Origin of the sequence: Kitasatospora sp. NPDC001309 (assembly GCF_042896295.1) — a bacterium.
Taxonomy (GTDB): Bacteria; Actinomycetota; Actinomycetes; order Streptomycetales; family Streptomycetaceae; genus Kitasatospora.
The window spans coordinates 175,627-188,343 of record NZ_JBIAXC010000001.1; the positions used below are offsets into that span (position 1 = coordinate 175,627).

The 12,717-nt window shown below is 75.3% G+C and carries 10 protein-coding genes; 7 read left to right on the forward strand and 3 right to left on the reverse strand.

Annotated features, from left to right (window positions below):
- The first annotated feature begins 76 nt into the window (after positions 1–76).
- From ACFY2K_RS00855 to ACFY2K_RS00865, 3 genes are all read left to right on the forward strand, one after another.
- Complete coding sequence (locus ACFY2K_RS00855) at positions 77–1,366, forward strand: MFS transporter (RefSeq protein ID WP_380526244.1); 1,290 nt, start codon at positions 77–79, stop codon at positions 1,364–1,366.
- A 184-nt stretch (positions 1,367–1,550) separates the two neighbouring features.
- Positions 1,551–1,784 (forward strand): hypothetical protein, encoded by a 234-nt coding sequence (locus tag ACFY2K_RS00860; RefSeq protein WP_380526246.1) that lies wholly within the window; start codon positions 1,551–1,553, stop codon positions 1,782–1,784.
- Positions 1,785–1,932: 148 nt separating this feature from the next.
- Positions 1,933–2,475 (forward strand): methylated-DNA--[protein]-cysteine S-methyltransferase, encoded by a 543-nt coding sequence (locus ACFY2K_RS00865; protein ID WP_380526248.1) that lies wholly within the window; start codon positions 1,933–1,935, stop codon positions 2,473–2,475.
- A gap of 17 nt (positions 2,476–2,492) precedes the next feature.
- Here ACFY2K_RS00865 and ACFY2K_RS00870 read toward each other — a convergent pair whose 3' ends face one another.
- Positions 2,493–3,539 carry an ATP-grasp domain-containing protein gene (locus ACFY2K_RS00870; RefSeq protein ID WP_380526250.1) on the reverse strand — a complete coding sequence of 349 codons (1,047 nt, stop codon included), beginning with the start codon at positions 3,537–3,539 and terminating at the stop codon, positions 2,493–2,495.
- A 330-nt stretch (positions 3,540–3,869) separates the two neighbouring features.
- Here ACFY2K_RS00870 and ACFY2K_RS00875 point away from each other — a divergent pair, with 330 nt between their 5' ends.
- Positions 3,870–5,291 (forward strand): family 2B encapsulin nanocompartment shell protein, encoded by a 1,422-nt coding sequence (locus ACFY2K_RS00875; RefSeq protein WP_375881641.1) that lies wholly within the window; start codon positions 3,870–3,872, stop codon positions 5,289–5,291.
- Between the two features lie 168 nt (positions 5,292–5,459).
- Positions 5,460–6,509 carry a family 2 encapsulin nanocompartment cargo protein polyprenyl transferase gene (locus ACFY2K_RS00880; RefSeq protein ID WP_375881644.1) on the forward strand — a complete coding sequence of 350 codons (1,050 nt, stop codon included), beginning with the start codon at positions 5,460–5,462 and terminating at the stop codon, positions 6,507–6,509.
- Between the two features lie 95 nt (positions 6,510–6,604).
- On the opposite strand, the gene ACFY2K_RS00885 is transcribed toward ACFY2K_RS00880, so the two are convergent.
- Entirely contained in the window at positions 6,605–7,645 is a 1,041-nt protein-coding gene (locus ACFY2K_RS00885) for an NAD-dependent epimerase/dehydratase family protein (protein WP_380640383.1), read from the reverse strand.
- 209 nt (positions 7,646–7,854) lie between these two features.
- Here ACFY2K_RS00885 and ACFY2K_RS00890 point away from each other — a divergent pair, with 209 nt between their 5' ends.
- Both ACFY2K_RS00890 and ACFY2K_RS00895 read left to right on the forward strand, forming a co-directional pair.
- Positions 7,855–9,192, forward strand: a complete 1,338-nt coding sequence (locus ACFY2K_RS00890; protein ID WP_380595313.1) for a DUF1254 domain-containing protein — start codon at positions 7,855–7,857, stop codon at positions 9,190–9,192.
- Positions 9,193–9,268: 76 nt separating this feature from the next.
- Complete coding sequence (locus ACFY2K_RS00895) at positions 9,269–10,603, forward strand: DUF1254 domain-containing protein (RefSeq protein WP_387709069.1); 1,335 nt, start codon at positions 9,269–9,271, stop codon at positions 10,601–10,603.
- 108 nt (positions 10,604–10,711) lie between these two features.
- On the opposite strand, the gene ACFY2K_RS00900 is transcribed toward ACFY2K_RS00895, so the two are convergent.
- On the reverse strand, positions 10,712–12,649 hold the full coding sequence (locus tag ACFY2K_RS00900; RefSeq protein ID WP_387709071.1) for a hypothetical protein: 1,938 nt from the start codon (positions 12,647–12,649) through the stop codon (positions 10,712–10,714).
- Positions 12,650–12,717 lie beyond the last annotated feature (68 nt).

Genomic DNA, 12,717 nt, shown 5'->3' on the forward strand with positions numbered 1-12,717 from the left:
ATTGAGGCGAAAAGGCTCAACTTTTCCCCCGGAAACCCTTGAACCCGGCTCCCCGGCGCGCGCAGACTGACTGCCCATGGCAGTGGAAACCGAACGGACCCCGGCCCGCCCCCGGCGGCCGGGAGACCGGCTCGCCGTGCTGCGCGAGCGTGAATTCACCCGCTTCTTCGTCGGGTACACGACCTCCCTCCTCGGCTCCTCGATGGCTCCGGTCGCGGTCGCCTTCGCGGTGCTCGACGGCGGCGGCGCGGGTGGCGGCACCGGCGGCAGCGGCACCGACCTCGGCTGGGTGATGGCCGCCCGGATCCTCCCGGTGGTGCTGGTCCTGCCGGCCGGCGGGGTGATCGCCGACCGGCTGGGCAGCCGCCGGCTGATGCTGGGCACGGACGTCCTACGCGGCCTCGTCCAGGCGCTGTTCGCCGCACTGCTGGCGGCCGGGCACGCTCCGGTCCCGGCGATGGTCGTGCTGGTGGCGGTGTGGGGGGTCGGCGAGGGGCTGTTCATGCCCGCGTTCGGCGCGATCGTGCCCGCTCTGGTGCGCCGCGAGGAGCTGCGGGCGGACGGCAACACCCTGCTGGGGCTGGCGCGTTCGGTGTCCACGGTGGCCGGGCCCGCCCTGGCCGGGCTGGTCACGGCGACCCAGGGCCCGGCCGCGGTGCTGCTGATCGACGCGCTGACGTACGGCGTCGGGGCCCTGGCGCTGGCCGGCCTCCGGCTGCCCGGGCGGGTGCCGGCGGGCGGCGGGGAGTCGATGCTGCGGGAACTGCGCTCCGGCTGGTCGGAGTTCACCGCGCGCCCGTGGCTGTGGATCACCACCGTGCAGATGGGCCTGTTCAACCTGCTGGTCTGGGCCCCGTTCCTGGTGCTCGGCCCGCTCACCGCGCAGCGGGAGCTGGGCGGCGCCCGGGCCTGGGGCCTGGTGATGGGCGTGTACGGGGCCGGTGCGGTGCTGGGCGGGCTGCTGATGCTCGGTCGCCGCCCGGGGCGTCCGCTCGCGGTGGCGACCGTGGCCGGTCTGGCCTGGGCGCTGCCGTCCGCGGCGCTGGCGGCGGGGGTGGCGCTGCCCTGGGTGGTCGCGGGGGCGCTGGTGGCGGGGGTCGGCTCGGCGGTCTGCGGGACGCTGTTCAGCACCACCACCCAGCGCTGGGTGCCGGCCGAGCTGCTGGGCCGGCTGACCTCCTTCGGGGCGCTGGGCGCCTTCGTCCTCGGCCCGCTGGGACTGGCGGCGGCCGGTCCGCTGGCGGACCGGTTCGGCGCCGGTGACGTGTTGTTGCTCGGGGCGGTCTGGCAAGTGGCCGCCGGGGCCGTAGTGTTGGGCCTACCGGCCGTACGGAATCGACGCTGGGAGGAGGGCCCGGGCAGCTGACCCACCCCTCGGACGGCTCCGGGGCGCACCCCCGGCCACCACCGGTGCGGCCCACCGCGCACCGTGACCGGCCGGCCCCGGAGTGCCGCCGGTCGCTCCGCCCACGCGTGCGTGCCTCCGCGGCGGGCGGGGTGGCCGGGTCGGTCGTACGGTGGAGGGGCGGGGGTCACGGAGGAGGTTGACCATGCCCGGTTCGCTCACCATCGGCCACCACCAGGCCGCGGCCGTCCTGGACCACACCGATGCCGAACGGCTGGCCACCGTACTGGCCGAACTGGCCTACCTGCTGGAGATCCCGGGACCGAACCGGATCAACGAGGCGCAGCTCGCCGTGCTGTGCGAGGGCCGGGCGCCGGACCGCGCCGAACTGTCGCACTGGGCGCGGGCGCTGTCCGCGGAGCTCAAGGGGCAGCACTGAGGCCGGGGCCGCTCCCTTCCGGTACCCCGAGCCCGCACAACACCTCCGGCGCCCCGCCGCCCCGCCGTACGATGGCGAGCGGGGCGGACCAGCCCCTCGGACGCCGGTGCCCCCGCCGTCCGACCCGGTGGAGGGCGGGGGCCCGAGCGTGCCGCAGTCGTCGTTGTCCTGGCTGACCGTGCCCACCCCGCTGCCCAGCGGCCCGATGCACATCGCGGTGACGCCGCTGGGCGTGGCGGCGGCCGGTTACGGCGGGTGGGACGGCGAGGTGCCGCCGTGCACCGACCCGGCGAAGATCGCCGCCGTGACCGAGCGGATCGGCGCCTACCTGGCGGGCCGCACCCGCGAGTTGGGCCTGCCGATCGACTGGAGCCTCAGCTCCGGGCCGCACCGCGCCGTGCTGCGCACGCTCTGGGAGCAGGTGCCGTACGGGCAGACCGTCACCTACGGCGAACTGGCCGCCCGTAGCGGGGTGTTCGAGGACGTCACCGAGCCCGGCCTGGCCGCCCGGACGGTCGGGCAGATGATGGCCGCCAACCCGGTCCCGCTGCTGGTGCCCTGCCACCGGGTGGTGGCGGCGGACGGAATCGGCGGCTTCGGCGGCGGCCGGGTCGGGATCGACGTGAAGCGCTGGCTGCTCACCCTGGAGGGGGTGCTGGAGCCGACGCTGGACTGGAACGGCCCGCTCTAGGGTCGGTCGGCAAGCCCCTACGACCGCACCGGCACCCGCCGCGGCAGCACCGGCTGGATCCCCGACACCAGGGTGTACTCGATCCCCGCCACGTCCGGCGGCCCGCCGGCCTCGACCCGCTCCCCGAGCGCCAGCCGCACCGCGTCCCAGGCCAGGTTGAGCCCGCACAGCCCCAGTTGGTACAGCCCGGCGGCCGGGCGGGTGTTGACGTCGATGACCACCGGCCGCCCCTGCCACTCGCGGAACTGGACGTTGCACAGGTACGCCATCCCGCTCGCCGCGACCAGCCGCCGCACCGGCTCCAGGTAGCGCTCGTCGGTGGTGAAGCCCCGGCGGCGGCCGTCCTTGGTCCGTCCGACCACGGTGAGCGGGCGGCCGTCCCGGTCGGCCAGGCAGTCCACCGAGACCTCCGGCCCGTCCAGGTACGGCATCACCAGCAGGTCGAGCGGCTCGCCCCCGGCGGCGGGGGCGGCCAGTGCCGCGGCCACCTGGTCGACCTGCACCCGGTGGTCCCAGCCGGCCAGCCGGGCCGGGTCGTACGGTTTCCGGGTGAGGACCCGGAAGCCCGCGCCGCCCGCGCCGGTGGTGGGCTTGAGGCAGGCGGTGTGCCCGTCGTCCTCGATCCGCTCGACGGCGGCCAGCAGTTCGTCCGGGGTGCGGACCCGCCACCAGGGCGGGGTGGGCAGTCCGGCGGCGGCGATCGCGGCGTAGCCGTCCGCCTTGCCGGCGAAGGCGGCGACCGCGGTGGCGGGCGGGCAGAGCAGGGTGGTGCCGAGGGCCTCGAACTCCGGTAGGGCCAGGGCGACGGCGAGTTGGTGCAGTCGGGGCAGGAAGACGTCGACGGAGTGCCGGGCGCAGTAGTCGAGCGCGTAGCGGACGTAGGCGTCGGTGGGCAGGTCGGCGGGTTCCGGGGTGCCGTGGTCGGCGGCGGCGAGCACGGGGGAGTCCGGGTCGGCGTGGGTCGCGTGGACGACCACCGGGCGTGCGCCGGTGCGCAGTTGCTCGATGAAGTGGACGTTCTCGGAGTAGGTGCGGTTCAGCCAGACCCGTACGGGTGAGTTCATGCGACGCCTCCCGGACCGTAGTTGACGAAGGGTCAGGGCACCCTAGCGGTCCGTTCGACGGCTTCGAACGGCAGGGCGGGTGCGGACCGGATCTGTCAAGGGGTGGCGCGGGCGGGGCGGTCGATGGGGGAAGATGGCGGGTCGGGGTTCCGGTAGTTTCGAATAAATAGTCGAACAAATATCGATCAGGTGATCTAGTCGTACTATTTGTTCGGTTATTCGGAACCACTCGAATGAGTGATTGCGGGACGCCCCCGAACGGGCCCACCATGAAGCTGCAACATGAATGCGCAAGGCGACACTTCATCGGGCATGCGAAGGGCCTCCCTTATGTCGACCGAAACCAATGCCGGTATTCCTGCGCCGGGCGCGCAGCCGGAGATCCGGCAGCAGCAGTCACTGAGCACGGCGGGCGCGCGGAACCTCGCCACCACGACCAAGTCCGCGCCCCAGATGCAGGGCATCAGCCCGCGCTGGCTGCTCAGGATGCTGCCCTGGGTGGAGGTCTCCGGCGGCACGTACCGGGTCAACCGCCGCCTGCGCCACAAGGTCGGCCGCGGCCGGGTGGGTTTCGTCAAGACCGGTTCCGAGGTGCGGATCGTCCCGCAGACGCTGGCCGAGGTGCCGGTGCTGCGCGGCTACCAGGACGACGCGGTGCTGGAGGAGCTGGCCGGCCGCTTCGTGCAGCGCCAGTTCGCCCCGGGCGACGTCCTGGTCACGGCCGGCACGCCGATCACCGAGGTCTTCCTGATCGCGCACGGCAAGCTGGACCGGCTCGGCACCGGCAAGTACGGCGAGGAGACGGTGGTCGGCACCCTCGCCGACGGCGACCACCTGGGCGACGAGGCGCTCCAGGAGGAGGACGGCGCCTGGCCGTACACCGTCCGCGCCGCCACCTCCGGCACGGTGATGGCGCTCGCCTGGCCCTCCTTCCAGGAGCTGCACGACCGCTCCGAGTCGCTCCAGCTGCAGATCATGGAGTACCTGAACGGCTTCCAGCAGGCCCAGAACAAGCACGGCGAGGCGGCGATCGGCCTCTCCGCCGGCCACCAGGGCGAGTACGACCTGCCCGGCGCCTTCGTGGACTACGAGCTCAAGCCGCGCGAGTACGAGCTGAGCGTCGCCCAGACCATCCTCAAGGTGCACAGCCGCGTCGCCGACCTCTACAACCAGCCGATGAACCAGACCGAGCACCAGCTCCGGCTGACCATCGAGGCGCTGCGCGAGCGCCAGGAGCACGAGCTCGTCAACAACCCGGAGTTCGGGCTGCTGGAGAACGCCGAGTACGACCAGCGGATCCAGACCCACTCCGGCCCGCCCACACCGGACGACATGGACGAGCTGCTCAGCCGTCGCCGCAGCACCAAGATGTTCCTGGCCCACCCCAAGGCCATCGCCGCCTTCGGCCGGGAGTGCAGCAAGCGCGGCCTCAACCCGGGCACCGTCGAGGTCGAGGGCAAGCACGTCAACGCCTGGCGCGGGGTGCCGATCTTCCCGTGCAACAAGATCCCGATCATCGGCGGGCACACCAGCTCGATCATCGCGATGCGCGTCGGCGACCACAACCAGGGTGTCGTCGGCCTGCACCAGACCGGAATTCCGGATGAATACCAGCCGGGCCTTTCGGTCCGGTTCATGGGAATCGACGAGAAGGCCATCATCTCCTACCTGGTGAGCGCCTACTATTCGGCCGCGATCCTGGTCCCGGACGCCGTCGGCGTGCTGGAGAACGTGGACGTCGCCCAGCGCTGACGACGGGCTCCCGGCTCGGCCTCCGAGCCCGAATCCGCGCCGCCCGGCCGGGGCACCAGCCACCGGCCGGGCGGCGCGCCGCGGTGTGCACGGCCACCGGCCCGCCGCCCCGGCGCAACCCGGCCGCCCGACGGGCCGGCCGTCCCACGACATACGGGGGAGGAACCCATGACGAGCTCCACGCTGGAGCGGGACCACAAAGAGGGCCACGAGGCCGCGGACATCCTCGCCCGCGCCCGCGGCCTGGTCGACCCGGTCCTGCGGGCCGCCGTCGACTCGCTGCCCGGCACGATGCGCAAGGTCGCCGGGTACCACTTCGGCTGGTGGGAGGCGGACGGCACGCCCTCCGAGTCCTCCTCCGGCAAGGCGATCCGCCCGGCGCTGGTCCTCGCCGCCGCCCAGGCCCTCGGCGGCACCCCCGGGACGGCCGCCGCCGCGGCCGCCGCTGTGGAGCTGGTCCACAACTTCACCCTGCTCCACGACGACGTCATCGACCGGGACGACACCCGCCGCCACCGGCCCACCGCCTGGCGGGTGTTCGGCACCACCGAGGCCATCCTGGCCGGCGACGCGATGCACTCCCTGGCGCTGCGCCTGGTCGCCGAGGACGCCCACCCGGCCGCCCGCGGCTCGATCCGCCGGCTCGCCGACTGCGTGGTCGAGCTCTGCGAGGGCCAGCAGATCGACTGCGCCTTCGAACAGCGCAACGACGTCTCGCTCGCCGAGTGCCTGGCGATGGCCGAGGCCAAGACCGGCGCCCTGCTCGGCGCCGCCTGCGCGATGGGCGCGCTGTATGGCGGCGGTTCCGAGGAGGCGGCCCGGGCGATGGACGGCTTCGGCCGCGAGATCGGCCTGGCCTTCCAGCTGATCGACGACCTGATCGGCATCTGGGGGGACCCGACGGTCACCGGCAAGCCGGTCGGCGCGGACCTGGTCGCCCGGAAGAAGTCGCTGCCGGTGGTCAAGGCGCTCGGCTCCGGCACCCCCGCCGGGGCCCGGCTCGGCGAGCTCTACGCGCTCGAACGCCCGCTCACCGCCGAGGAGTTGGCGCAGTGCGCGGCCGCCGTCGACGAGGCCGGCGGGCGCGGCTGGGCGCAGGGCGAGTCCTGCGAGCGGATGGCCGCGGCGATGGCACAGCTGGCCGTGGCCGTACCGGAGCCGGCCGCGGCGGACGAACTGCTGGCGCTGGCCGAACTGGTGACCCGCCGCAGCCACTGAGCGAGGCCCGCCGGGGCGGGGAGCGACCCCCGCCCCCGCCCCCGCCCTCGGGCTCCGCGCTCAGGCTCCGCGCGAGGCCCCCGCCCCCGGGCGCCTCACCCGTGTGCGGCCAACAGCCGCTGCTCCTTGGCGGGTTCGATCCCCTGGGTGAACGGCGCCCCCGGCACCAGCTTCCGCCCCTCGGTGTCGGTGTCCTCGGCCGGTCCCCGGGCGCGCAGCCACTCCCAGGTGTCCCGGGCGGTCTCCGCGAACGGGCGGCAGCGCAGCCCGGCCGCCTCGGCGCGGCTGCTGTCGACCTGCCAGATGTACCTCCACTCCGGCAGGTCCGGTGCCCAGAAGGGCAGTTCGAGCCAGGGGCCGACCTGGTCCGGCCCCTCGGCCAGCAGGGCGGCGTCCCCGACCGGGACCAGTTCGGTGCCGGGCGCGCCTGCGAGCTCCCGGCAGGTCTCCAGCCACTGCCCGAAGGTGAGCCGCCCGGGCGGCGCCGTGGTGAGGAAGCGGCCGACCGTCCCGGCCGTCAGCAGGTCGAGCCCGAAGGCGGCGAAGTCCCGGACGTCGATCACCTGGATGGTCCGCTCCGGATCGCCGGGCGCGAGCACCCGCCCGCCGCGGGCCATCCGCTCCAGCCACCAGGGCAGCCGGCCGCCCAGCTCGTACGGGCCGATCAGGAGTCCGCTGCTGAGCACCAGGGTGCGTTCGGCGCCGAAGCCCGCCAGCACCGCGCGCTCGCCGCCCGCCTTCAACTCGCGCCCGAAGGGCTGGTCGGGCGGGGTGTCGGCGGGGCAGGGGAGGAGCGGGGAGTCCTCGGTGATCACCTGGGTGCCCCAGTCGGCGTAGGCGTGCACCGAGGAGACGAAGGTGTAGTGGTCGGCCCGTCCGCGCAGCAGCCGGGCGGAGAGCGCGGCCTGGGCGGGCTGACGGGCGGAGGTGTCGACGACGGCGTCCCAGCGGCGGCCCTCGACCAGTCGGGCGAGGTCCTCGGCACTGTCGCGGTCGCCCCGGACGGCCTCGACCCCGGGCAGGTCGGGGGCGCTGCGGCCGCGGTTGAAGGTGGTGACCTGGTGGCCGCGGGCGAGCGCCTCGGCGGCGTAGGCACGTCCGAGGAAGGACGAGCCCCCGAGCAGGAGGATCTTCATGCCACTCAGCCTGTCCCCGCCGGCCCGCCGCCACGCCCGGGTTAGCGCTGGGCAGAGCGCCGGACCGGATCCGCCCGCCGCAGGCGCCGCCCGACGTGCCACCCCCACCCACCCCCCTTAGCATCCCAGGTGTACCGATCTGCCCCGATCCATCCTGATCCACCCCTTGTCTGCCCTTGTCTGCCTGATCCGGCCTGGAGAGCGACAGCATGGTCAACCCGGCACTCGTCGATCCGGCCACCATCCGCGCGACCGCGGCCGAGGCCTGGATCCGCGCCCACCCCCTCCTGCGGAACTACCGGGCCCTCTACACCCAGGCCCTGGACGACGCCGACCCGGGCTACGTCGGCGGCTTCGGCGTCTTCCGCCACACCACCCGGCCGGCCGGGCCCGCCGACACCGACGCCGTCACCCCCGACAACGACACCCTCCCGTCCCGCGCCTGGCTCGACCTGCGCGCCGAACCCTGGGTGCTCTCGGTGCCCGCCACGGACGACTACCGCGCCCTCGCGGTGCACGAACTCGACACCCTGCCCGCCGGGTTGATCGGCTCCCGGACCACCGGCCAGGACGCCGGGGACTTCCTGGTGGCCGGCCCCGACTGGCAGGGCGAGGTCCCGCCCGGCATCACCGGCGTGATCCGCGCCGCCACCCGGCTGGTCGGCGTCGTCGGCCGCACCCGCCTGCCCGGGGACACCCCCGCCGACCTCACCGCACTACGGGCCGTCCAGGAGCAGTACCGGCTGCGCCCGCTGCACGCGTACGCGGGCACCCCGGCGCCCGCCCCGGCCCCCGAACCGGTCTGGCCGGTCTGGCGCGACGAGGTCCCGGAGGGCGTCGAGTTCCTCACCTTCCTCGACTTCCTGCTCGGCTTCTTCCCGCCGACCGACGCACTCCCGCCCGCCGAGACCGCGCTGCGCGGCCGCCTCACCGACCTCGGCGTCGACGGCCGCGGGGAGTTCGAGCCCGCCGCCCTCCCGCTGGAGGTGCGGGCCGAACTCGGCCGCGGGATCGCCGACGGCCGCGCCCGGCTGACCCGGGCGGTCGCCGAACTCCGCGACTCCGCAGGCCTGTTCGGCACCCGCGAGGAACTCGGCGGGGACTTCCTCCGGCTGGCCGTCGCCGCCGAGCTCGACCCGTACGGCCTGCCCACCGAGGAGGTCTGGTACGGCCGTTGGGCAGCGGACGGCGAGGGCCGCCGCCCGCCGAACGCCGCCGACCGCGACCATCTGATCCGCTTCGCCCCGGACGCCCTGCCACCCGCCCGCTTCTTCTGGTCGGTGACCGTCTACGCGCTCCCCGGGCACCGGCTGGTCGACAACACCCTGGACCGCTACTCGGTCGGCGGCGACACCCCCGGCCTGCTCCGCGACCCGGACGGCGGCCTGACCCTCTACCTCCAGCACAAGCGCCCCGCCAACGCCGACCACTCCGCCAACTGGCTGCCCGCCCCGGACGGCCCGTTCGCCGTGGTGCTCCGGATCCACGGCCCGGAGGCCGCCGTACTGGACGGCCGCTGGCAGCCCCCGCCGCTCACCCCGCGCTGACCCCGTGCCGACCCCGCGCTGACTCCGCCCCGCCCTGGCCCGCCCCGCCCCGGCGCCGACCCGACGAAGGACCCCGATGAACCTGCCCGAGCTGGAGGCCCTGGCCGCCGACGCCTACGTCTACGGCTACCCGCTCGTCGCCGGCCTCACCATGGTCGAGCGCTTCGCCAAGGGCGGCCTGGGCACCCTCCCGGCGGCGCCGTTCAACCACTTCAGCCACGCCACCCGGCTGGCCGGCCCCGGCGACCACTTCGTCTCGGTCAACAACGACACCATCTACTCGATCGCCCAACTGGACCTCTCCGAGGGCCCGCAGGTGCTGCACGTCCCGGACACCGCCGGCGCCTACTACGTGCTGCAGTTCATCGGGGCCTGGACGGACAACGTCGCCTACCTCGGCAGCCGCGCCACCGGCACCGCGGCGCAGACCTGGCTGGTCGTCCCGCCGGACTGGCACGGCACCGCGCCGGACCCGGCCCGGGTGATCGAACTGCCCACCACCGTCGGCACGATCGTCGGCCGGTTCGCCTGCGACGGCCCGGACGACCTGCCCCGGGTCAAGGCCCTCCAGGCCGCGCTCGCCCTGGAGCCGCTGGAGCCCGGCGGCCTGGTCGCCGGAGTCCCCGAGCCCGACCCGGACGTCCCCGAGCGGCTGGCCTTCTTCGAACGCCTGCGGGTGTGGATGCAGGCCTTCCCGCCGGCCACCCCCGACATCGAGTACCAGCGCCGCTTCGCCCCGCTCGGCCTGCTGGACGACGGCGCCTCCCCGTACCGCGCCGCCGCCGCCGAGTGGACCCTCGCACTCGCCAAGGGCCTGGCCGCCGGGCGGGAGCGGGTCGAGGACGCGACCCGCCCGCCCGAGGACCACCCGCTCGGCGAGTGGCGCTCGGCGCTCCACCTCTTCGACTACAACATCGACCACCTGGGCCCCGGCACCCTGGACGACCCCGAGTGGCGCATCCCCGACCGCCGCGCCGCCTACCTCAGCCGGGCCGCCGCCGCCCGGGCCGGCCTGTGGGGCAACCACGCCTACGAGGCCTCGTACGCGATGACCTACGACGACTCCGACGGCCGCCCGCTCACCGGCGCCAACAGCTACACCCTCCGCTTCGAGGAGCCCCCGCCGGCCGAGGCCTTCTGGTCCGTCACGATGTACTCGGTGCCGGACTACTACCTGGTGGAGAACCCGGAGGACCGCTACTCGATCGGCGACCGCACCCCCGGCCTGGTCTACGGCCCGGACGGCTCGCTGACCGTGACCCTCCAGCACGAACCGCCCGAGGACGCGACGGCCGCCGCCAACTGGCTCCCCACCCCGCTCGGCGAGTTCCGCCCGATCATCCGGCTCTACCGCCCGAAGCCGTCGGTCCTGGACGGCAGCTACCAGGTCCCCCCGATCCACCGCCACTGACGCCCCGCCCCCGCCTGCCCCCCGCTCCCGCCGCCCGGCCCACAGCACGCGGAGCAGGAAGTCGACCTGGCCGACTTCCCACTCCACGCGGCACCGCGGCCCGCCTGCCTAGTGCCCCGTCGCCGCCCCCGTCGGGTGGGGCGAGGCGCCGGCCGTCGGAGACGCCGTGGTCGCGGGTGCGCTGCTCGGCGATCCGGAGGGGGACGGCGGGACCGTCCGGCTCGGCGTCGCGGTGGGCTGGGCCGGGGCCGTCGTCGAAGGCGACGCCGGCGAGGAGGGCGAGGCGGAGGCCGACGAAGGCCCCGAGGGCGCAGGCCCCGAGGAAGGCCCTGCCGAGCTCCCTGCCGAACTCCCCGTCGAGTCCCCCGACGAGGGCTCCGCCGAGGAGGACGCGGTACCGCCCCGGTTCTGCGGTCCGCCCTCCAGGGTGACCACCGCCTGGGAGGGCGGCAGCGCGATCCGGGCGGTCCAGTGGGTGGTGGGCGCGAGGTCCTCGTCCACGGTGACGATCACGGTGATCCGCTGCCCCGGCGCCAGCGTCCCCGAGTCGCGGCTGAGCCGGAGCCAGCCGGCGTCCGTCACCGCGTGCCAGCGGATCTCCGTGGTGCCGGAGTTGGTCAGGGTGAGCACCGTCCGGCTGCCGTACTCCCCGGCCTCGACGGTGAGCAGCCCGGCGGGCGCGGGGTTGCCCGCGCCCGGTGCGGAGGCCTGTTCGACCGCGGGGGCCGGGGCGGCGACCAGGGCGGGGCTGCCGAGCGGGGTCGCGCCGCGGGCCGGCACGGGGACCAGCGGTCCCTGGAGGGTGAGCCGCGGAAAGCCGGGCAGCAACGTTTCTGCACCACTCCCGCCACCTCCGCCACCCGCCCCACTGTCACCCGCACCCGCCAGCTCCAGCCCGGGCATCCCCGCGCCGCCGCCCGCGCCCACCCCGGCCGACCAGGGCGGCCGCTGCCCGGCGTCCGACCCGGCCCCGTCCACCCGCACCGCCGACACCGAGGCCGCCGCCCCCGCCCCGGTGCCGCCCCGGTGCCCGGCCCAGAGCGCCACCACCGGCGCCGCCAGGACGGCCGCGAGCACCCCGGTGGTCACCACCCGCCGACGGACCGCCAGGCTCCGGCCCGCGTCCGGCGCCCGGTGCCGGGGGAAGCCGCCGTGGTCGAAGCGCAGCCCCGGTTCGGCCGCCGCGGTACCCCGCCGCCCCGCCGCCCCTGCCACCAGGGGCTGCGCCGCGCCGCCCACCGCGGCCGGCGCCGTCAGCAGCGGCAGCCCGGACAGTCCAGACAGCCCCGGCAGCCCGGACGCGCCCTCCGCCGCCCCGCCGGCGGCCACCCGCTCCGCCGTTCCCCGGCAGGTCGGGCAGTCCACCACGTGCTGCACCAGCTCCCGCCGCAGCGCCGGGCCGAGCACCCAGTCCCGCCAGGACTCGGCCCCGGCCCCGCCCAGCCGGTCCAGCTCGGGGCAGCTACCCACCCCGAGCACCAGCAGCGCCGCCCTGGTCCGGGCCACCTCGGCCTCGGCGGCGGCGAGCAGGGCCCGGGTCCGCTCGAACGGCAGGCCCAGGACGGCCGCCACCTCCAGCGGGGTCAGCCGGTGCCGGACGGAAAGCTCCAGCGCCTCGCGCTGCTCCGGGTCCGTACCGGCCGCCTCCGGCCAGGCGAGCGAGGCCAGCTCGCGCCGCCGCCGGACCGCCTCCGCGCCGGTCGCCTCCGCGCCGGTCGAATCGGCCCCTGGCCCCGTGCCGGTCCCGTCCTCCGACCCGCTGCCGCTCTCCGGCCAGCTCCCGCCCTCCGAGCAGGCCCCGTCCGCGAGCCGCCGCAGGCAGCAGTACCGGGCCAGTGAGAAGAGCCAGGCCCGGACCAGTCCGGGCTCGGCCAGCCGGTTGCCGTGCCGCCGGGCCAGTTCGCGGACCTCACGCAGGGCGCCGGCCGCCGCGTCGTGCTCGCACAGCACCGAGAGGCAGTAGGTGAACAGGCCGTCCACCTGCCGGTCGTACGCCGCGAGCACGGCGTCCGCAGCCCCGACGGGCCCAACAGTTCGCGTTGTCACCCGTCCGACGGTAGGAGCAGCGGGCGGTCCGTCCCCGCCGTTCGCCGCGTATGTACTTCTTTCGGGTA